The sequence below is a fragment of the Actinoplanes sp. ATCC 53533 genome, from assembly GCF_003947245.1.
This window is the reverse complement of sequence record NZ_QHHV01000210.1, coordinates 78,302-99,290: the sequence shown is the minus strand read 5'-3', so window position 1 is coordinate 99,290 and position 20,989 is coordinate 78,302. Positions and strand designations below refer to the sequence as shown.

17 protein-coding genes are annotated in these 20,989 nt (G+C 71.0%); 8 read left to right on the top strand and 9 right to left on the bottom strand.

The annotated features are described in order from the left end of the window. Window positions 1-2,091 carry a beta-galactosidase gene (locus DMB66_RS48065; RefSeq protein ID WP_125810796.1) on the top strand — a complete coding sequence of 697 codons (2,091 nt, stop codon included), beginning with the start codon at window positions 1-3 and terminating at the stop codon, window positions 2,089-2,091. Here the strand turns inward: DMB66_RS48065 and DMB66_RS48060 are convergent. After that, window positions 2,088-2,978 (bottom strand): alpha/beta hydrolase, encoded by an 891-nt coding sequence (locus DMB66_RS48060; protein WP_199753058.1) that lies wholly within the window; start codon window positions 2,976-2,978, stop codon window positions 2,088-2,090. The genes DMB66_RS48065 and DMB66_RS48060 overlap by 4 nt on opposite strands. A gap of 136 nt (window positions 2,979-3,114) precedes the next feature. Here DMB66_RS48060 and DMB66_RS48055 point away from each other — a divergent pair, with 136 nt between their 5' ends. After that, window positions 3,115-3,813, top strand: a complete 699-nt coding sequence (locus DMB66_RS48055; RefSeq protein WP_125810795.1) for a hypothetical protein — start codon at window positions 3,115-3,117, stop codon at window positions 3,811-3,813. 27 nt (window positions 3,814-3,840) lie between these two features. Here DMB66_RS48055 and DMB66_RS48050 read toward each other — a convergent pair whose 3' ends face one another. Genes DMB66_RS48050 through DMB66_RS48040 form a run of 3 tightly spaced genes read right to left on the bottom strand, consistent with a single transcriptional unit; the run spans window position 3,841 to window position 9,621 of the window. Further along, window positions 3,841-5,304, bottom strand: coding sequence for a PepSY domain-containing protein (locus DMB66_RS48050; RefSeq protein ID WP_233625355.1), 1,464 nt, complete (start codon window positions 5,302-5,304; stop codon window positions 3,841-3,843). A gap of 25 nt (window positions 5,305-5,329) precedes the next feature. Further along, the gene (locus tag DMB66_RS48045) at window positions 5,330-5,677 is read right to left on the bottom strand and encodes a TM2 domain-containing protein (RefSeq protein ID WP_125810794.1); all 348 of its coding nucleotides are present in this window, start codon (window positions 5,675-5,677) and stop codon (window positions 5,330-5,332) included. Window positions 5,678-5,730: 53 nt separating this feature from the next. After that, the gene (locus tag DMB66_RS48040; RefSeq protein WP_125810793.1) at window positions 5,731-9,621 is read right to left on the bottom strand and encodes a tetratricopeptide repeat protein; all 3,891 of its coding nucleotides are present in this window, start codon (window positions 9,619-9,621) and stop codon (window positions 5,731-5,733) included. 97 nt (window positions 9,622-9,718) lie between these two features. Here DMB66_RS48040 and DMB66_RS48035 point away from each other — a divergent pair, with 97 nt between their 5' ends. Further along, entirely contained in the window at window positions 9,719-10,252 is a 534-nt protein-coding gene (locus DMB66_RS48035; protein WP_125810792.1) for a toll/interleukin-1 receptor domain-containing protein, read from the top strand. Between the two features lie 6 nt (window positions 10,253-10,258). Here DMB66_RS48035 and DMB66_RS48030 read toward each other — a convergent pair whose 3' ends face one another. Next, a complete protein-coding gene (locus DMB66_RS48030; RefSeq protein WP_125810791.1) occupies window positions 10,259-11,017 on the bottom strand; it encodes an aminoglycoside adenylyltransferase domain-containing protein in 759 nt (252 codons plus the stop codon). 74 nt (window positions 11,018-11,091) lie between these two features. Between DMB66_RS48030 and DMB66_RS48025 the strand changes: the two genes are divergently transcribed. Continuing rightward, the gene (locus tag DMB66_RS48025; RefSeq protein ID WP_199753057.1) at window positions 11,092-11,772 is read left to right on the top strand and encodes a DNA alkylation repair protein; all 681 of its coding nucleotides are present in this window, start codon (window positions 11,092-11,094) and stop codon (window positions 11,770-11,772) included. Here the strand turns inward: DMB66_RS48025 and DMB66_RS48020 are convergent. Beyond that, window positions 11,765-12,058 carry a hypothetical protein gene (locus DMB66_RS48020; protein ID WP_125810790.1) on the bottom strand — a complete coding sequence of 98 codons (294 nt, stop codon included), beginning with the start codon at window positions 12,056-12,058 and terminating at the stop codon, window positions 11,765-11,767. The two genes, DMB66_RS48025 and DMB66_RS48020, sit on opposite strands and share 8 nt — an antisense overlap. Window positions 12,059-12,234: 176 nt before the next feature. Here DMB66_RS48020 and DMB66_RS48015 point away from each other — a divergent pair, with 176 nt between their 5' ends. The 3 genes from DMB66_RS48015 (at window position 12,235) to DMB66_RS48005 (ending at window position 15,735) form a co-directional block, all read left to right on the top strand. After that, complete coding sequence (locus tag DMB66_RS48015) at window positions 12,235-13,044, top strand: SDR family oxidoreductase (protein WP_125810789.1); 810 nt, start codon at window positions 12,235-12,237, stop codon at window positions 13,042-13,044. Window positions 13,045-13,228: 184 nt separating this feature from the next. Next, complete coding sequence (locus DMB66_RS48010; protein WP_233625354.1) at window positions 13,229-14,653, top strand: pectinesterase family protein; 1,425 nt, start codon at window positions 13,229-13,231, stop codon at window positions 14,651-14,653. A 32-nt stretch (window positions 14,654-14,685) separates the two neighbouring features. Further along, window positions 14,686-15,735 carry a polysaccharide lyase family 1 protein gene (locus DMB66_RS48005; protein WP_125810787.1) on the top strand — a complete coding sequence of 350 codons (1,050 nt, stop codon included), beginning with the start codon at window positions 14,686-14,688 and terminating at the stop codon, window positions 15,733-15,735. 49 nt (window positions 15,736-15,784) lie between these two features. Here DMB66_RS48005 and DMB66_RS48000 read toward each other — a convergent pair whose 3' ends face one another. Together DMB66_RS48000 and DMB66_RS47995 are read right to left on the bottom strand one after the other, a co-directional pair. Next, entirely contained in the window at window positions 15,785-16,843 is a 1,059-nt protein-coding gene (locus DMB66_RS48000) for a zinc-binding dehydrogenase (protein ID WP_233625353.1), read from the bottom strand. A gap of 37 nt (window positions 16,844-16,880) precedes the next feature. Further along, window positions 16,881-17,432 (bottom strand): TetR/AcrR family transcriptional regulator, encoded by a 552-nt coding sequence (locus DMB66_RS47995; protein ID WP_125810786.1) that lies wholly within the window; start codon window positions 17,430-17,432, stop codon window positions 16,881-16,883. Between the two features lie 294 nt (window positions 17,433-17,726). On the opposite strand from DMB66_RS47995, the gene DMB66_RS47990 reads away from it, so the two are divergent. Further along, window positions 17,727-19,727 carry a caspase family protein gene (locus tag DMB66_RS47990; RefSeq protein WP_158647598.1) on the top strand — a complete coding sequence of 667 codons (2,001 nt, stop codon included), beginning with the start codon at window positions 17,727-17,729 and terminating at the stop codon, window positions 19,725-19,727. A gap of 83 nt (window positions 19,728-19,810) precedes the next feature. On the opposite strand, the gene DMB66_RS47985 is transcribed toward DMB66_RS47990, so the two are convergent. Next, window positions 19,811-20,749: a hypothetical protein gene (locus DMB66_RS47985; protein ID WP_233625352.1), complete on the bottom strand. Its 939-nt coding sequence runs from the start codon at window positions 20,747-20,749 to the stop codon at window positions 19,811-19,813. Between the last annotated feature and the right edge of the window lie 240 nt (window positions 20,750-20,989).

Sequence of the window (20,989 nt, the reverse complement as noted above, 5' to 3'; positions counted from 1 at the left end):
ATGTCTCACGTCTTGTTCGGCGCGGCGTACTACCACGAGTACCAGCCCGTTCCCCGGCTCGAGCAGGATCTCGACCTGATGGCCGAGGCCGGCTTCTCGGTCATCCGGGTCGGCGAGTCCGTCTGGTCCACCTGGGAGCCGGAGAACGGCCGGTTCGAGCTGGACTGGCTGGAACCGGTGCTCGACGGTGCGCACGCGCGCGACATCGCCGTCATCCTCGGCACCCCCACCTACGCCGTCCCGCCCTGGCTGGCCCGGCAGTACCCGGAGATCGCGGGAGAGCGGGGCAGCGGGCGGCCGATTCCCTGGGGCGCCCGCCAGGAGGTCGACTTCACGCACCCCGCCTTCCGGTTCCACGCCGACCGGGTGATCCGGCAGGTGATCGGCCGGTACGCCGGCCACCCCTCGGTGATCGGCTTCCAGGTGGACAACGAGCCCGGCAACGAACTGCTGCACAACCACGGCGTCTTCCAGCGCTTCGTCGACCACCTGCGGCACACGTACGGCAGCGTCGAGAACCTCAACCGGGAATGGGGCCTGACCTACTGGTCGCACCGGCTGTCCACGTGGGCCGACCTGTGGCTGCCCGACGGCAACGCCCAGCCGCAGTACGAGCTGGCCTGGCGGCGCTTCCAGGCCGAGCTGACCAGCGAGTTCATCGCCTGGCAGGCCGGCATCGTGCGGGAGTACGCCACCCCGGAGCAGTTCGTCACCACCTGCATCGCCTACGACCGGCCGGCCTTCGACGACAGCGAGCTCACCGCGAGCCTCGACATCACCGGCGCCAACGCCTACTACGTCATGCAGGACGGCCTCACCCTGCCCGACACCCGCATGCCGACCCAGGCCTGGACCACCGACGGCACCTGGGCCATGTACCTGAGCGCCGACCGGATGTACTCCTCCCGGCAGGAACCGTTCCTGATCACCGAGACCAACGCGTCGCACATCGGCTTCTCCTGGGACAGCCGGCCCGCCTACGACGGGCAGTGGCGGCAGGCCGCCTGGGCCCACGTGGCCCGCGGCGCCCGCATGATCGGCTACTGGCACTGGGACACCCTGCACTTCGGCACCGAGACCTACTGGGGCGGCATCCTGCCGCACAACGGCGTCCCGGGCCGCACCTACCGCGAACTCGCCCGGCTCGGCGCCGAATTCCGGCAGGCCGGCGACCTCCTCGCCGGGCTCACCCCGGACGCCGACATCGCCGTGGTGCTCTCCGTGCCGAGCCGCTGGATCATGCAGAAGTACCCGGCCCTGTCCCACCCGGACGGCACCGGTGACGAGCGTGCCTACCAGGGCCTGGTCGAGCCGTTCTATCGCGGTGCCTTCGACGCCGGCCTGCAGGTCCGGCTGCTGCACGCCGGCCAGCTCACGTTCACCGCCGAGGAGGCGGTTCGCCAGTACCCGGTGCTGGTCGCGGCCGGCCTCTACCTCACCGACGACGCCACCCTCGACTGGCTGCGCGCCTACGCCGAAGCGGGCGGCCACCTCGTCATCGGCCCGCGCACCGGCTACGCCGACACCGAGGCCCGCGCCCGTACCGACCGGATGCCGGCCCGCCTCGCCGACGCGGCCGGAGTCTGGTACGACGAGTTCAGCAACCTGCCCGCACCGATCGAGGTCACCGCCGAGCCCGGCACCCTCGACCTGCCACCCGGCGCGGCGGCGACCCGCTGGATCGACGGGCTCCAACCCGACGGCGCGACCGTGCTGGCCACGTACCGGCATCCGCATTTCGGCCGCTGGCCGGCCGTCACCACCCGCGGCCACGGCCGTGGCCGCATCACCCACGTGGGCACCGTGCCCAACATCGCGCTCGCCGAGGCCCTGCTGCGCTGGGCCGCCGCCGGCCGGGCCACCGGCTGGCCCGCCCTGCCCGCCTCCGTGACCTGCACGGGAGCCACCGCGAGCGACGGGCGGCGGCTGCGCTTCCTGCACAACTGGTCGTGGCAACCGGCCCTGGTCACCGCGCCGGCCGACTGCCGCGACGCGCTCACCGGCAAGCACCTGCCGGCCGGCCGCGACATCGAACTGGCCGCCTGGGACGTGCGGATCCTGGCCGAGGAGGGGACGGGCCAACCAGCCTAGCTCCAGGCTTTGGTGAGGGCGTTTGTCATCAGGGTCAGGGCCTCCCGCAGGGGCGCGGTGGGTTCGGCGTGGGTGTAGGCGTGGTCGACGCCCGGCATGACGTGATGGCTGACGGGGACCCCGGCGTCCGCCAGCCGTGCGGCGTACCGGTCGGCCTCGTCGCGCAGCAGGTCGTACTCGGCCGTGATCACCAGGGCCGGCGCCAGCCCGGCGAGGTCGCGGGCCAACAGCGGCGAGGCGAGCGGATCGGTTCGGGTGATCGCGTCCGGGACGTAGGCGTTGTTGAACACCTTCGCCATCGACGGTCTGATCAGCGGGCTGGCGGTCCTGGCGAGCTTGGTCGACGGGTCCGCGGCCAGGTCCAGCGGCGGGTAGTTGAGGATCTGCAGCACGGGTGCGACGCTTCCGCGGTCGCGGACGGCCAGGCAGACACCGGCGGCCAGGTTTCCGCCGGCGCTCTGTCCGCCGACCGCGAGGCGTTCGCCGTCCCATCCCTGCCGACGCCCGTCGCGCGCCACCCACTCGGTGACCGCCAGCGCCTGCCGCGGCGCGACGGGGAAGGGCCGCTGCGGGGCGACGTCGTAGTCGACGTTCACCACGACGCAGCCGGTCTCGGCGACCAGGGCCCGGCAGATGTGGTCGTCGTAGTCCGGGTGACGCATGATGAAGCCGCCGCCGTGGAAGTTCACGTAAACCGGCGCCGGCTCACCGGTCGCATCCGGCGCCCGGTAGACGTACACCCGGACTTCTCCGTCCGCGGTCGGGACCGTGACCGGCCGAGGGCCGGGCAGGTCGGCCCCGGCGAGCAGCATCGCCCGCGAGGGCTTGGCGAGCCGCCCGAGGACGAGCCGCATCATCCTTGCGGCGAGCCGATCTTTGATCGCCACGTCCGCTCCGTTTCTGTCGGATGGTTGCGTGGATTTTCTACGCAACCGGACTGTAGGGTTTTCGCGGGGTGGCGTCAACGGCCGGCGAGGGGGACGGGTGGCTTCTGGTAGGGCGTCCGGCCCACGCCGGCGCACTGTGGCGGAAACGCGCCAGTTGCTCCTGCGAGCGGCCGTCGACCTGCTGCGGGACCGGGCCGGCCAGGCCGGCGACCACGTCGTCGCCGCGGCCCTGGCGCACGTCCGGTTCAGCCAGGTCGCCGAGCGGGCGACCGCCCTCGTGCGGTCCGGCGCGGACAATCCCGACGCTCCGGCGGTGACGACGGGGGCGATCTACAACCTGTGGCCGAATCAGGTGGACTTCCAGGTCGACCTGCTGCTCCACATCGCCGAGCTGCAGGCGACCCTGGTGCCCGGCGTGGAAGACAGCATCCTGCGGTTCGAGGCAGCCAGGAAGCGGTCCGTACCGCTGGACGAGGTCCTGCGCCGTCTGACGGACGAGATCGACCGGCACTACCGGCAGGACCCCGTCTTCCGGATCGAGCTGGGCTTCCTCATCGGCGTGCACGACCCGCGCGTCCAGCGCGCCCTGGCCCACCGGCAGGAGGCGTTCTTCGCGTCCGCCGACCGGGCCTGGCAGTCCCTTCTGGACACCTACGACCTTCGGCTGCGCCGGCCATACCGCATCAGGGACCTGACGACCGCGGTCGCCTCATGCCTGATCGGCTCCGCGGTCCTGTCGTTCGCCGGCCCCGCCGACCCCGGCGACCGGGAAGAGAGCCTCACCGCCCGGACGGTGCGGGCTGTCTTCGAGACATTCACCCAGCCCGCCGGCTGACCCGACCGCCCCGCGGTGGTGGCTGCCTCAGCCGCCGGCAAACCTCCGGCGCGCGCCCAGCGCCAGATCGACAAGCAGGAAGGCCAGCAGGCTCAGCCCCAGCAACGGCAGGAAGTATCCGACCGCGAACACCAGCGGGACGCCGGCCACGATGACCCAGCCGGGCAGCTGCTGCCAGGCGCCCCGGGCGGGCGGCGGGCCGACGGTACGGCGACCCGCGCGGGTCGGACGACGCTGCCACCACATCCGGTAGCCGAGCACGACCATCGCCGCCAGGCCCAGGGCGAGCGCCGCGAGGGCGATCTGGTTCGCCAGCCCGAACATCGTTCCCATGTGGATGTCGACACCCCAGCGCGCCAGCTTGGCCATGACCGGGTGGTCGGCGAAGCGCACCACGTCGGTCACCCGGTGCGTGGCGGGGTCGACGGCGGCCACGTCGACCGACGTCGGGTAGGCACGGTGGACCTCGGTGACGGTCCAGGCCTTGCCCTCGCCCTTCGGCAGGGCGATCTCCACCTGGTCCGAGTCGACGTCCGCCGCGCGGGCGGCGCGGAGCACCGTGTCGATGTCCGCGACGTTCACCTCACCCGTCGGCGCGGCCGGGCCGCCGTGCTCGGTGTGTTCCCCGGTGGCGGGCGTGGCGGGGCCCGCGGTGACGCTGGTGTTCACCGCCGGGGTCGACCAGCCCAGCTGGGTGCGCAGCTCGGTGACGTTCTCCCCGGCCAGCTGCGACCAGGTCAGCCCGGTGGCCGCCAGCATCAGGAACCCGAGCGCGGCCCAGATGCCCACGACACCGTGCCAGGAACGGGTGCGCGCCCTCCCCCGCGTGCCGGAATCGACGCGCAACGCGGCACGCACGGAACGGCGGGCCCGGGCCCGGGCCACCCACAGCGCGACGCCGCCCAGCGCGACCACCCACAGCCAGGAGGCGGCGAGCTCGCTGTAGTAGCGGCCGGCATCGCCCAGGTGCATCGAGCGGTGCAGTTCGCCGATCCACGACCGCACCGGCAGCGCGCCGGTGGTGCCGTACACGGTCTGCTGGCCCAGCACCGCACCCGTGCCCGGATCGACGAAGACCGCATGCCGGTACGACTCGGCGAAGCCACCGTCATCGAAGATCACCCGGGTGGTGCCACCGTCGGGCGCCGGCCGCACGGCGACCAGATGCTCGACTGTGGACGCCCGCTCGGCGGCGGCGACCTGCTGGGCCAGGGGGACCTGCGTCGTGGCGGCCGCCGGCGGCTCGAGGATGTCGGCGTACATCACCCGCTCCAGCTGCGGGCTCAGCGCGTACAGCGCCCCGCTGAGCGCGGCGACCAGCAGGAACGGGCCGATGAGCACGCCCGCGTAGAAGTGCAGGCGCAGCAGCACCGGCCGCAGCAGCGCCCAGGCGCCACGCCGCGCCGGCGCGGGTGCGGGGGCCTGCTCAACGCGGATGTCGCTGTCGGTAGTCAGGGGAAGCTCCTCGGTCAGCCAGAAAAGACGTCTCACCAAGGAAGTCGCGGGCCGAGGGCGGCTAGTTCCCGAGCGCCGCGTCCAGGTCCTCGACGATGCCGCGGCGGGCCATGATCGCGGCCCGGCGGGAGCGGTTGACCGCCCGCACCCGGCGGCCGACGAAGAACACGTCGCACAGGGTCCACAGGCCGAACCCGCCCAGCGTGAACAGCATCGCGATCGAGCGCGCGGTGTCGCCGAGGTAGAAGCGGTGCCCGCCGAGGATGCCGACCACGCACCACAGCCCGTACGCCACCCGGGGATCCTTCTTGACGGAGTCGTACTCCGCCTCGGCGGCCAGCACACGGAGCTGTTCCCACCTGGGGAGCGCGACAGACCCGTGCGGCGGAAGGGAGTCACCCAGGCTCATCGGCGCAACGATAGCCCGCCGAGCGCCCGGGACCGACCGGCGATGGTCGCGAGTTACGTTTGTTGGTCTTCTTGTTCCGATTTCTCGGCTTGGTCGAGGAGGGCGGTCAGGTCCCGCACTGATTGTTCGTCGAGCACGGTTGAGGCCGCGTCGGAGAACGCACTCGCATCGAGCGACGAGCGTAGTTCCCGCAGCCGGGCAATGTTGTTCGTCGCTTGGGGAATGCCGATTTCGAGGCGGATCGCGAGGGCTCGACAATGCAGGGTGACGGCCTCGGTGGGGTTGCCGGTTTCGGCGCGGAGGCTGCCGAGTTGGCTGATCGTGGTGGCGGCGCCGGCCCGGTTACCCAACTCCTCGCTGATGGTCAGGGATTGCTGATAGCGGCGCTCGGCCTCCGCGTAATCACCTGTCAGATACGCGAGGTTGCCGAGCTCGTGGTAGCTGGCGGCGGCGCCGGCCCGGTTACCCAACTCCTCTTTGATGGTCAGGGATTGCTGATAGCGGCGCTCGGCCTCCGCGTAATCACCCCGGGCCTGCGCGATCATGCCGAGCTGGTGGTAGCCGGTGGCCATACCAACCCGATTACCCAACTCCTCGCTGGTAGTCAGGGATTGCTGATAGCGGCGTTCGGCCTCCGCGTAATCACCCCGGGCCTGCGCGAGAATGCCGAGTTGGTGGGTGAACGCGGCGGTGTCGTAGCTGTCGGCTGGTAGCCAGGTGAGAGTTTCCTGGCAGATGCTGATTTCCCAGTCCCACGCGGCCCAGGTATGCAGCTGGTCTCGGATGTCGTAGGTGAGCGACACCGCGGCCTTAAGGTCGCCTGCGACGTGATGGTGGTAGCGGGCCTCGACCCGGTCGCGCAGGTCGGCCAGCTTGTCTTGGCGCTGGTATTGGACGCGCCAGCTGTAGTAGGCGGCGGCACGTCGGTGGGAGCTGGTGGTGGCCTCGGGATGCAGCCGACCGAGCGCGGTGGCGGTCCACCGGTGCACCCCGTATCGCGCCAGGCCGTCGTCGGGGTCGGGGACCGGGGTGAGTAGGCCGAGCGCGCCCAGGGCCGGGAGCCGGGCTGCGGCGACGGTGACCTCGGCCAGCGGCGGCCGGCTCAGTTCGGCGACGTCGGCATGCAGTTGGGCGGCCTGCTCGCTGGTGTAGCCCAGGCTGATCAGATCATCGGTGGGCTGGCCGGCGGTAAGTTTCTGGCTCAGCTCGGCCAGTCGCCGGTCGCGGTCAGGATCCGCCGGGATGGGGTCGGGGGCGCTGCTCTGCCAGGCCAAGGCCAGTTCGTCGACCGGTTGCCGGTACACGGCGGCACCGACCAGCAGCGCACGCGTGTCGGTGTCGAGCAGGCCGAGGAGCCGGTCGAGGAGGGTGTCGTTGACGGTCAGGGTGACCGCCTCGGCCAGCGCCCGCCCCACCAGGCCGTCCCGGGCCTGTCCCGGGTCGTCGCCGTCGTAGCCGGTGTGCAGGTCGGTGATCCACTGCTGGGGGTCCGGGATGCCCTGCTCGGACAGCAAACGTTCCAAGCGGTCGGTGACGTCGTCGAAGCGGGCGCGGCCCTGGCGCAGCAGCGCGTCGAGGTATTCCAGGGTGCGCGGGTGGCCGCCGACGTCGGTCCAGGCCCGTTGCTGCTGGGCGCCGGTGAGCGCGTCCAGGCCGGGCAGCCGCCAGATCAGCTTGCGGGTCTCGGCCAGCGACAGCGGGCCGAGGTGATGGCGGACCAGGCGCCGGCCCGCGCCACCGGGCAGGGCGAACGGGTAGCGGCTGGTGACCAGCAGCCGATGCGCCCCCGGGCTGCCGACCCAGGCCGCGAGCAACTCGGCGAGCGCGTTGTCGCGAACCACGGCCGGGCCGTCGGCGCGTTCCTCGAGGTTGGTCTCGAAGTTGTCGATCAGCAGGGTGACCGGCACCGTGACCGGCTGCTGGGCCAGGACCCCGAACGCCGTCGCGAGGCGCTGCTGCCACGGCTCACCCGGCACCCGCAGGTAGCCGGCCAGCTGCCGCCACGCGTGGGTGTCGGGCAGCCCGTCGGCGATCGCCCGGGTGAACAGGGCCTGAGCGAACGCCGCCAGGATCTGATCGGCGCCGGCCGCCCCGACCACGGGCACGACCAGGCCCGCGTCGTCGCCGAGCAGCCGCAGCAGTTCGGCGGCCAGGCTGGACTTTCCGACACCGCCGATGCCATGGATCACCACCCCGGCCCGCTGCCGGCGCACCGCCGCGAGCAACACGCGCAGGTCGGCGCGGCGGCCGACGAAGTCCCCGACCGGCCGCAACGGCACACCGGCCGGCAGCACCGGCTCCGGCACCTGCGTCACTTCCCCGGGTGGTGCGGCCGGGTCGTACAGCGGCAGCGGCCGGCCCCGCACGAACACCACCGGCGTCGCCCACTCCACGAGCCGCCGGCCCGGATCACCGTCGGGTAGCGCCCGCCGGTCGGACTCCACCTGCCGCCGGGCGTGGGCCACCGCGTCGACCACCATCGGTTCGGCGGCCATCGCCAGCTCGCGGTACAGGCGGCCGGCGAACAGCGCCGCATACCGGTCGGTCACCGCGGCGGTCATCGCCACCACCTGCGGCACACCCGCCGCCAGCAACTCCCGCGCCAGCCCGGGCAGCGCCACCGCGCTGTCCCCGGGCGCCGCCTGGTCCGACAGCGCCGTCGAGCAACCGGCCAGCACGACCGCGGCCGGGCGCCGGTTCTCCGGGATCGCCGCGATCAATTCCCCGGCGCTGACCTCGTGCGGGCGGCCCTGGTCGTCCTCCAGCACCAGCCGGCCCGGGGCGGCGTGGCAGCTGATGTGCAGGACATGGAACCGCTCAGCCGTCAGCGCTTCCCGGATCGCGGCCAGGGTGCCCAGGTTGAGCACCCGCACCTGGGCGGCCGTGTGTTTACGGGTCGGCTCGACCGCGTCCAGCACCGTGGCCAGCTCATGCTCCACGTCCAGCAGCGGGCCGCCGTCCGTGCCTTCCGGGCTGGCCAGCACCACCAGGATCCGCAACGGCCCGGCGATGGTCACGCCGGGCACCGTCCGGTCCACATCGACCGCGCGGAACACCTGCACCGCGTCGGTCAACGCCAGCGCACGATCCGCCCCCGGCAGGACCAGCGCCTCCCACGGCCAGTCCGCCACGTCGTCCTCGGCGCACACCGCCAGCCGCAGCCCGGCGCCCTGCCCCCGCGCATCCTCGATCAACCCGGACAGCGCGGCGCCCACCGGATCCGCGGTGAACGCCTCCCCGAGCACCACACCGGACTCCCGCAACACCGGCGAGAGCCGGTCGGCCCTCGACCCGTCGAGACCGCGGACCACCAGACCATCCCGGTGCCGGCCGATCCGGTGCAGCTCGTTCAGTCGGGCGGGAACGCGCCCTACCGCCTCGCCCGCCGGAATGCCCGACACCCGCTCACCACGATCCTGGTCGAGGATCTCCACTGCGGACCGCCCGACCTTCAGCAAGGCCCGACGGGTGCCCTCGGGCCTGATCCGGTGGCCCGGCGGCAGCGCCGGCACGGCCGCCGCTTCCGGCTGCTGCTCGCCGATCGCCGCGACCAGCTCCGCCACCCGGGTCTCGTAGACGGCACCGTCGGCGTGCCGGAAGTCCACGCACCGACGGATGTCCAGGAACGGCGGCAAACCCACGTCCTCGTACAGCACCGGGATCAGCCGCCGCCCGGCCGTCAGTGCCTGCTCGTACAGCGCGGCGTACTGGTCCATCACCCGCGGCGAGGACACCGCTCGGGGACTGCACACCACCACACCCGCCGCGGCCGCCTGAATGCCGTCCTCCTGGCGGCGGGTCACCACGTCCCCCGGCAGAATCACCCACTCGTCGAAGAACACGCCGAAACCCGCATCCCGCAACCGCCCGGCGAGCACCCGCACCCATGCCCGGTCCGGCCCGGCGTACGCGACGAACACGTCGAACCGCGGCACATCGGTCATCCGCGCCTCCCCCGGTCGCCGCACACCGTCGCTCCACTATGCCGGACAGGTACGACATCGAGGTCACCCATTCGAGCGAGTCGACTACCGTTCGCTCATGGACGCTCTCGGGCTCGTCGTCACCGCGATCGGCACTGTCGCCGGCATCGCCGGAGCGTGGTTCGCCTACGTCGCCGTCCGCGGCAAGACCCGGCGCCGCCGCGCCACCCCGGCGATCGTCCAGCCGGCAGCGAACCGGCCGTACGACGCGTTCCTCTCCTACGCCACCGCCGACGAGAGCCTGGCCGAACAGATCGCCCACCACCTGCGACGCCACGGCCTGCGGGTCTTCCTCGCCAAGTGGATCGACCTCGGCCTGGTCAAGACCATCGAGAAGGAACACGCCCTGGACCACACCCGCACCGGCATCCTGCTGTTCAGCACCACCACCATGAACCAGCCCGACATCCGCGACGACTACGCCGCCATCCTGCAACGCACCCACGACGGCGGCCGGCGCTTCATCCCGGTCCTGGTCGACAAGGTCGACCTGCCGCCGTACGCGAGAATCAGGCAACCGCTGGATCTGACCGACCAGCGGAACCACGACGCGAATCTCGACACCCTGGCCAAGACAATCCGTCGCGCCTGATCAGCGTCACCGCGGCCGCGCGGTCTCCCGGAGCACGGTGTCGAGCAGGTCCGCGATGTCCTGCTCCGCGATGACGCCCGCTCGACCATGCTCGTGCTGCTGGGCCGCCTGCCGGACGACCGTCAGCGAGGGATCCCGGCCGAGGGCCCACTCCGCGGCCTGCGCCTTTCCGCAGTGCACGTGCTCCACCGCGAATCGCCAGATGCGGCAGGCGGTGAGCACCATGAAGACGGCGCTCTCGGCGTCGTCGGTGAGCGACCGCCAGGTCAGCAACCAGTGCCTGCCGCGGTCGACGATCCAGTCGGCCGGCACGGGCGCGATCACCTCACGCGGCGCGGCGCCCCGGAGCGCACGCCCGTCCGCACGCGCCATGGACAACTCGGCGGGCAGGTCCGGAGACGCTGCCACCCGACGTTCGACCTCGAGCTCGATGGACGACCGGTCGGAACGGCCGATGTGCAGCTCCAGCGCGGGCGCCCGGCTCGGTGCGCCGGCGACCTCCGCCGTCACGACATGCAGGTCGAGGCCCGCCGCGTCGCCGATATCCGCGCGACGAACCAAGCGCTCGACGGCTGCTACCCGCGCGTCGGTCAGGCCACCGTCGATGACGGCGAGCACGTCGATGTCGCTGCGCCCGGCGCGGAACCCGCCGGCCGACAGGGATCCGTGCAGAATCACCGACCTCACCGCAGCACCGACGATGTCGGCGAAGGAGCCGGCGAACAGCTCCGCGGCGGGCAGGGCGGGCAGTTCTTCGCTGACCACCCGACAGTTCTACCACTTGGTCGACGGTGCTTCCTCGTACGCTGAGTCGCACACGTAGTGGACAGGAGACCGAGGTGGCCGAGACGACAGTGGCCGAGGTGATGGCCGAGCTCGCCGCGCTCGAGGACCCCAGGGTCCGGGCGGTGAACGAGAAGCACGGTGACGATCACGGTGTGCACCTCGGCAAACTGCGCGCGCTCGCGACGCGGCTGAAGACGCAGCAGGAGCTCGCCCGCCGGCTCTGGGAGACCGATGACACCGCGGCGAAGCTGCTGGCGATGCTGATCTGCCGTCCGAGGGCGTTCGGACGTGACGAGCTGGACGTCATGCTGCGCGGGGCGCGCACGCCGAAGGTGCACGACTGGCTCGTGAACTACGTGGTGAAGAAGAATCCGCACGCCGAGGAGCTGCGCGTGGCCTGGTACGCCGATCCGGATCCGGTGGTCGCGAGCGCCGGCTGGGCGCTGACCACCGAACGCGTGGCGAAGAAACCCGCGGGCCTCGACCTCGCCGGGCTGCTCGACGTCATCGAGGCGGAGATGAGCGACGCCCCGGATCGCCTGCAGTGGGCGATGAACCACTGCCTGGCGCAGATCGGGATCGAGCACGCCGAGCACCGCGCCCGCGCCATCGCCATCGGCGAGCGCCTGGAGGTGCTCAAGGACTACCCCACTCCCCCGAACTGCACCTCTCCGTTCGCGCCGATCTGGATCACCGAGATGGTCCGCCGACAGCACGACAAGGTAGTCAAGTAGGCAACCGGGCCAGCGCCGCCAGCAGGGCGTCCAGGCCGGCGGCGAGCGTGCGCAGGCGAGCCAGCGTTGCGGTCACCTCGGCCTTTCCCAGCGGCGACCCGGGGCGGTGCGCCGCGTTGTAGTCCAGCCACCCGCCCTGCGCCGCCACCCGGGCCCCGCCCGGACCCGCCGAGCCGGTATCGGTCGCGACCCGCCACAGCTCGTTCGACAAGCCGCCGGACACCCGCACCGGCTCCGCCGCCGGCCGGCCCAGCCCGAACCGTCGCGCTACGCGCTCGATCGCCACCGCCCGATCCTCGCACTGAGCCGGACAGTCCCGGGCCGGGAGGCCGGTCCCGGGCTTCTGGTTCTTGCGCTTGGCTAGCCGTACGACTACCTTGCGACTAGCCGAGCGGCTACCTGGCTGACCGACTCCGCCGACCGGGCCGGACACCGAGCCGGGGCCTGGACCGGAGGTACGAGATGCAGATCGCGGACAAGGTTTTCGTCGTCACCGGCGCCGGCAACGGCATCGGGCGCGAGGTGGTGCTGGCGCTGCTGCGCGACGGCGGACGGGTTGCCGCGGTGGACCTCAGCGACCGCGGTCTCGCCGAGACCGCCGCCCTCGCCGCCGCGCCCGACGGGCGCCTGACGACCCACGTCCTGGACATCACCGATCGCCCGGCGGTCGAGAAGCTTCCCGACGAGGTCATCGCGGCGCACGGCCAGGTCGACGGCCTGCTCAACGTCGCGGGCATCGTGCAGCGTTTCGCGCGGGTGCACGAGCTGAGCTTCGAGGAGATCGAGCGGGTCCTGGCGGTCAACTTCTGGGGCGTGGTGACCACGTGCAAGGTGTTCCTGCCCGCGCTGCTGGCCCGCCCGGAAGCCAGCCTGGTGAACGTCTCCAGCATGGGTGCGCTGGTCCCGGTTCCTGGGCAGGGCGCGTACGGGGCGAGCAAGGCCGCGGTGAAGCTGCTGACCGAGGGGCTCTACGCGGAGCTTCGCGGCACCTCGGTCGCGGTGACCGTCGTCTTCCCCGGCGGGGTCGGCACCAACATCCTCGCCAACTCGGGGGTGAGCATGCGCGAGCGCAGCGAGAAGTCGAGCGGGACCGGGTCCAAGCTGACCAGCCCCGCGGACGCCGGCCGGCAGATCTGCGAGGCGGTCGGCAAGGGCAGCTACCGGGTCCGCATCGGCGGCGACGCCCGCATGCTCGACCGCCTCTCCCGGCTGATGCCCCAGCGGGCGACGGCGCTGGTCGCCGACCGGATGAAGGCACTTCTCACCCCCTGACCGTATCGTCGGGCATCAATGAAGGTCAATGACTTTCCTTCATTTGTTACATCGATTGACTTAACTTCATCAAGGAGCCTAGCCTCGGCACACCCGATGCCCGATCAGCGGTTGACGTGGTTTCCCACCACTCCCGTCATCCGGCATGAGCCGGCGTCTCTCGCGCGACGAAAGGAGCGGGAAAGTGCCGAAGACCATCGGTCGCAGGAGGTGGCGGCTGCTGGCCGCGCTCGTCCTGACCGTCCCGACCGTACTGGTCGGCCTGGTGGTGCAGCCGTCGCCGGCGGCTGCGATACCGGCCGCCGGGACCTATCAGCTCGCGGTGACCAAGAGCGGCAAGTGCGTCGACGTACCCGCCGCGTCGACCGCCAACGGCGCCCTGCTGCAACAGTGGGGCTGCACCGCCAACTCGGCCTGGCAGCAGTTCAGACTCACCCCGGTCGGCGCCGACTACCAACTCGTCAACGTCAACAGCGGCAAGTGCGTCGACGTCCCGGACTGGTCCACCGCCTCCGGGGTCCAACTCCAGCAATACACCTGCGTCGCCGGCCAGACCAACCAGCTCTGGAGGCTCGCCGCCAGCGGCACCAACACCTTCCAGATCATCAACGTCAACAGTGGACTGTGCGTCAGCGACAAGGACGCCTCCACCACCAACGGCACCGCCATCATCCAGGAGACGTGCACCGCCAACACCAACAAGCAGTGGGCCTTCACCCCGGTCGGCGGCGGGACCTGCCCGTGCACGGTCGCCGCCGACGGTACGGGCACATACCGGACCGTGCAGGCGGCGGTCGACGCGGTGCCGGCAAACAACGGCAGTCGGGTGACGATCACGATCAAGGCGGGCACGTACCGGGAGATCGTCACGATCCCGTCGAACAAGCCGTACGTGACCCTCCAGGGCGCCGGATCCACCGCCGCCGGCGTGGTGATCGTCAACAACCACAGCTCGGCCGGCGGGTGGGGAACCTCGGGCAGCGCCACGGTCTTCGTCAACGGCCACGACTTCGCCGCGTCGAACCTGACCATGTCCAACGACTACGGCGAGGGCAGCCAGGCGGTGGCGGCGAACGTCAACGCCGACCGGTCGGTCTTCGACAACGTGCGGTTCCTCGGCAACCAGGACACGTTGCTGGTCAACAACAACCGGCTGTACGTCAAGAACTCGTACGTCGAGGGCACAGTGGACTTCATCTTCGGCGGCGCCACCGCGGTCTTCCACTCCAGCACGATCCACGAGAAGCGCAGCAGCGGCGGGCCCATCACCGCGGCCAACACGGACGCCGCCAAGACCTACGGCATCCTCTTCTACAAGTGCACGATCACCGGCGCGGCGAACAACGTCACCGGGCTCGGCCGGCCGTGGGGCGCGGCGGCACAGGTGCTCTACCGCGAGTCCAACCTGAGCGCGACCATCGCCACCGCACAGCCGTGGACCGACATGTCGTCGAACTCGTGGAAGAACGCCCGGTTCCTCGAATACAAGAACACCGGCTCCGGCGCGACCACCAACGGCAACCGGCCGCAGCTGAGCGACAACACCGCGGCCACCTACACCCCGCAGAAGTATCTCGCCGGTTCCGACGCCTGGAACCCGGTCGGCTGAGCGCCACCCCAGACTCCCGAAGGACGCCCGTCATGAAGATCAAAGGAAATCGACGGTACGCGCTGATCGCGCTGGCCGTGACTATCTCCACCACCCTGATCGGCCCCTCGGTGCTGCCGGCGCGGGCCGCGGCGCTCCCGGCCGCCGACACCGCCAAGCAGTGGGCCTTCGCCCCGGTCGGCGGCCGGGCCTGGTCGAACACCGCGGACGGTTTCGCCTCCACCGGCGGCGGCACCACCGGCGGCGCCGCCGGACCCACCGTCACCGTCACCACCATGGCCGACCTGCAGAAATACGTCACCGCGACCACGCCCTACACCATCAAAGTCCAAGGCGCGATCACCATCACCCCCAAAGGCACCGAACTCAAAGTCCAATCGAACAAAACCATCATCGGAATCGGCACCACCGGCCACATCGTCGGCGGCGGCTTCTTCCTCGGCACCGGCATCAAAAACGTCATCATCCGCAACCTGACCATCCGCGACACCCAGATGACCGACGACGACCCCGACGACAAAACCTACGACTACGACGCCATCCAGATGGACACCGCCGACCACATCTGGATCGACCACAACACCCTCACCCGCATGAACGACGGCCTCATCGACAGCCGCAAAGACACCACCCACCTCACCGTCTCCTGGAACATCCTCGCCAGCAACAACAAAACCTTCGGCATCGGCTGGACCGACAACGTCACCGCCCGCATGACCATCCACCACAACTGGATCCACGACACCAACCAACGCAACCCCAGCACCGACAACGTCGCCCTCGCCCACCTCTACAACAACTACCTGCAGAACATCACCTCCTACGGCAACTACGCCCGCGGCGCCACCAAAATGGTCCTCGAGAACAGCTACTTCGAAAACGTCAAAGACCCCTACTACCCGGATGCCACAGCACAGCTGAAGCAAAGCGGCAGCATCGTGGTCAACTCCACCGGCAAGCAGACAACCCTCGGCTCCGCGTTCACCCCGAGCAGCTACTACTCATACACACTGGACAAGGCCGCCGACGTCCCGAGCTTGCTCAGGACGTACGCCGGACCGCAGGCCACCATCGGCGCCTGAGCGCACCGGGGAGGCACGCTCCGGGCCGGAGCGTGCCTCCCCGGTGGTGTCACCGCGGGTCGTCGAAGGTCACGATCACCTTTTCGGCCGCGCCCGGCGTCAGCGCGAGCCGGTACGCGCGCTCGGCCTCGGCGAACGGCACCCGGTGGCTGATGAGCTTCGCGAAACGCTCCCAGTGCTCGGCGAGTTGCGGGGTCACCTCGAAGATCTCCGTGGGGTAGCCCATCGAGGCGATCAGGGTCATCTCGCTGCGCAGCATCGCGGAGAGGTCGATCTCGGCCTTCTTCTGCACGGCCACCATGACCAGCTTGGTGCCCCACTTCGCCGCGGCCAGCGCGGTGTTCAGCACGGCCGGCGCGCCCGCGGCGTCGATGTAGACGTCGGTGTCCGGGCGGGGCTGGCCGAGCGCGTTGGCGCCCTGGCCGTGCAGTTCGGTCAGCCGTGCGGTGACGTCCTCGCGGGAGGAGTCGATGACGGCGTCGGCACCGACCGCCAGCGCCGTCTTGAGGCGTTCGGGGATGACGTCGGCGACGGTCACGTGCGCGACGCCGCGCAGCTTGAGCCAGATGGTGGCGCCGAGGCCGATGGGCCCGGCGCCGAAGACGACGACCTTGTCGGTCGGCCGGGCCCCGGAGCGGTTGACGCAGTGCAGCGCGACGGCCATGGGCTCGTTGAGCGCGGCGACGTCGTAGGGCACCGAGTCGGGGATGACGGCCAGGCTCTTGCCGACGACGGCGTCCTCGACGATCAGGTATTCGCGCATGCCGCCGAGCGCGCCGCCGCAGCCGATGATGCCGGTCGGGGCGGCCTGCGGGTTGACGACCACGCGATCGCCCGGCTTCAGCCCGGTGACCTCGGCGCCGACCTCCACGATCTCACCCGACGGCTCGTGACCCAGCGGCACGGGGATCAGCTGGCCGCCCGGGCCGAACGGACCGCCGCCCAGGTGCAGGAAGGTCACGTCGGTGCCGCAGATGCCGCACGCTCGTACCCGGATCAGCACGTCCCGGGGACCGGGAGCCGGGCGCTCGACGTCGACGACCTCGATGGCGCCCCGGGCGCCGGTCTGCACCGATTTCATGGTGGGCAGGGCTTTCATAGTGGGCATGGCGGGACTCGCTCTCTGCGGAGGAACACGGATGGGTCTACGGCCGCGGCCGCGGCGCGCGCAGCCCGAGGGCCCGCCGGCCGGTGTCGATGAAGTGCCCGCGCAGGGCGTCGTCGTCGAGGTCGAGCAGGATCGGCTGGGACGCGCCGGCGATGCCGGCCAGCACCACCGCGGCCCGGACCAGCCCGGCGGGCCCGGGCTCGAGGTCGGAGAGCAGCTTGATCTGCCGGTCGATCAGGTCGCCGAACGCGGGCTGGGCGCGCAGCATCTCGATCACCCCGGCGTCACCCGCCAGCACGGCCATCAGGCTCCGGTTACGCACGGCCACCTCGGCATAGCCGGTGAGCATGCGCTCCGCGCGGGCGTTGCGGCCGCGCAGCGCCTCGGCCTGCTCGATGCTCGCGCGCACCTGGGCGAACACCGGCTCGACCACCGCGTTGAGCAACTCCTGGCGGGTGCGGAAGTGGTGATAGACGGCCGCCTTGGTGAACCCGAGGTCGTCGGCGATCATCTGCAGCGAGGTGCCCGCGAAGCTGTGCCGGGTGAACAGGCGCACCGCGACGTCGATGATGCGCTGCCGGGTGTCCATGTCATCCGCCCCTCGCCGATCCCGCTGGACCCGGAGCCTAGCTTGCCGATCGGCTAGTTCTCAACTAGCCGATCAGCAAGGAATCTCCTTGCCGATCGGCTAGCAGCGCAGCTGTCGAGATCTCCCGGCACGCGGGGCCACCGCCATCCCGGACCCGCCACCGCGCGGACCTGCCGGAAACAAAGCGCCAGATCCCCACCCGGGGCGGCCCTTACCCGCTGACTCAAGGGCATGTGGGACCTCCTGTGCCCACGGCGCGTCGACAGTCGGCGAGGGGCGGCGCATACTGCCGGCATGGCCGGTGGTGTCTACGCCCTGCTGGTGGGCATCAACGATTACGGCGGCCGGTTCGATCCGCTCGCTGGCTGTCTCAACGACGTCGACGGGTTCCGGGAATTGCTGCTCGACCTGGTCCCGCGGCCGATGCTGTGGACACGGGAGCTGCGGGACGCCGAGGCGACGCGGCAGGCGGTCATCGATGGATTCACCGGGCACCTCGCCCGGGCCGGGGCCGGCGACGCGGCGGTCTTCTGCTTCTCCGGGTACGGGTCGATGGAGCCGGGTGGCGAGCACCGGACCATCGTGTGTGCCGACAGCCGGACGCCGGGTGTCCCGGACCTGGTCGTTGGGGAGATCAACGCCCTGATCGGCCAGGTCACGGCCGGCGGCGCGCACGTGCTGGTCGTCCTGGACTGCGGCCACGCCGGCTGCGGCACCGGGCAGCCGGGCGTACGGGTGCGGGGTGTCCTGCCGAACCCGGAACCGCGCCGGATCGCGTACGCCGCGGAGCAAGGCGGCGGCCCGCCACGCGTCGTCCTGTCCGCCTGCGGGCCTACCCAACCGGCCCTGGAGCTGCCCATCGACGGCCGCCAACAGGGCGCCTTCTCGGCGATGCTGCGGCAGTCGCTGGCCGTGCGAGGGCCGACCTTCGCCTACTGGGCGCAGCTCGGCTGGGCGTGCCATTCGGTCACCCAGCTGGTCCACGGTCAGGAGCCGGTCGGGTACGCCGTACCGCCCGCCGCCATGGACGAGCCGACGTTCGGCGGGGTCGTGCGGCCGCGCCCGCCCGGCGCCAGGCTGGAACGCTACCGGGACCGGTGGTGGATCGACGTGGGCTCGGTGCACGGCATCCCGCCCCCGCTGGACGGCTGGACCACGGTCGTGGCGGTACGGCCGCCGCAGCCGGACGGTGCGCCACCGCTGGGCCGTGCCCGGGTGAGCGAGGTGGAGTCCCGCCACTGCCGGGTGACCGTCGACCCCGGCTGGGACCCCGATCCGTCCCTGCGCTATCCGGCCACCGTCGTCGATCTGCCGCTGCCGCCGGCCCGGTTCCGGCTGGACGGCGATCCGGCGGCGACCGCCCTGGTCCGCGCCCACCTCGCGGACTCCCCGCACGTCCACGAAACGCACGTCCACGAAGCACACGACGACGAAGCGCATGTCCGCGAAACGCACGACCACGAAGCACACGACCACGAAACGCACGACCACGAAACACACGTCCACGAAACGCGCGACCGCGAACTGTCCGGCGAGGACGGTGATTTTGTGGTCTCTGCCCGCCACGGGTGGCTGACGATCGCCGGGGCCGACGGCACACCGCTCGCCGCGCCGGTTCCGGCCACCCCGGAGGGCGCCGCCGTCCTCCGGGACCGGCTCGACCACCTCGGCCGCTGGCAGGTCATCAAACGGCTGGACAATCCGGTGTCGACGATCGCCCGCGGGCAGGTGCGCCTGCACCTCACGAAGCCGCGCCACGGCGCGTTACCGAAATCCTTCTCGTCATGGCCGAAACCGGGACGCGACCACCCCGTCCACCTCGGCTACCACCCGACCGGGAACGGCTGGTCCGCGAATCCCGGGCGACTGTCCCTGGGGAACTCGACCGGCCGCCCCCTGTACTGCGCGCTGCTCACCCTGGCCGACGACTTCCGGATCCACGACCAGCTGCTCCCGACGCGGTTGATCCCACCACGTTCCAGTGTGGACATCACCGAGGCGGCCGGCGGCATCCTGAAACACCACGGGGAGGGGCGAACCCCGGTCGACGAGTGGTGGAAGATCATCGCCTCGGAGCAGCCGTTCGACTCGGCCGCGTTCGGCCTGCCCCACCTCGGCGAGCCGGTCATCGCACGGTCCGCGGCCGTCCGGAACAGCCGCAGCGTCCTCAACCGGCTCGCGGTCCAGGCCGTCACCCGTGACCCCGTGGTGGAGCCGGACGGCGGCCCGGAGTGGGCGACCGCACTGCTCACCGTGCACCACCGGCTGGCCGGCGGACCGGGTCGTGAGGAATGAGCGCGACCAGCCGCGCCGGCACCGCGGTGCCGATTCGGACTTCCGGCGGATCGCTGTTGCTGTAGCCGGGCGATATCCGCCGGTCAGTTCCAGGGCATCATCGGAAACCAGCCGACGCCGAATCGGGCCGGGACGCGCAGCACCCAGTAGACGACGGTGAAGACGCCGAGGGCCACGAGCAGCGAACCGGACACGACGGCGGCCCGGCGGCTGTCACCGGCCAGCCGGTGCGGGAAACCGCCGCGAGTGACGACCACGAGCAGCGCGAAGACGGCGACCGCAAGCGCGATGTTGCCGAGCGACTGGAGCACGAACACGGCCGCACCATAGAACGGGTTCCCGGTGTCGACCGCCCAGTGGAAGAGCTTGTTGAACAACGGATAGGGCCGGCCGATGAGGAATCCGCCGATGAGCGCGCCGAGCAGGAACACACGCAGTCGCGGACGGCGTGCGAGTGGGTCACGCACCACGTGGAGCGCGGTGACGCCCAGGTAGATCAGCAGCACACCGATCAGGCCGAAGACGACCGACGATTGGATCAGGCGTACGGGGATGTCGCCGACACGGTCGCTGGACAGCTGTGGGAGGCGATCACCCAGCAGCACGCCGACGAAGCCGTACGCCGCCGAGACGACGACCGTGCCGAGGGCGAGGTAGCCGACCGGGCGGAAGAGGACCCGCCAGGTTCCGGTGCCGTCGCCGGCCTGGGCGAGCGGGCCGATCGACGCGATCATCGCGATGTTGCAGGCGGTGAACGTGCCGGCCAGGCCGGACACGAAGGCGAACAGCAGGGCGGCGGTGGTGCCGGCGATGGCGTCGGCTCTCGCGTCGCCGCCGAGCAGGGTGTCAGCCACGTTCGCACCGATCACGGAGTCGACGAGTTCGAAGGACCAGACGACGGCGAGCAGGACGCCGGCGACGGCGCTACCGACAATGATTCTGACGGAACCGGGCGGTTCCAGCGGGTGGGTTCCGGTGCGCCTTCCGGTGGCCGGAGAAGGATATTTCGTGGTGCCCGTCATGGCGTACCTCCTTTGCCGGAAAGCCTCCCAGGAAAGTGCCGGCCGGCATTGTTCCAAAGTGCTCGATGGATGGCGACCGCGGCACAGTCCGGACTTTTCCGTCATGGCGGACCAGGCCGGACCGACCAAGAATGGAAAGCGCCGATCACCAGTTTCCGATTTCGAGAATCGGGACGCCTACCACCGACAGCGCTGCTGAATCGTCAAGTTGCCGCCCTCCTGAGCCTCCACTAGCATCGC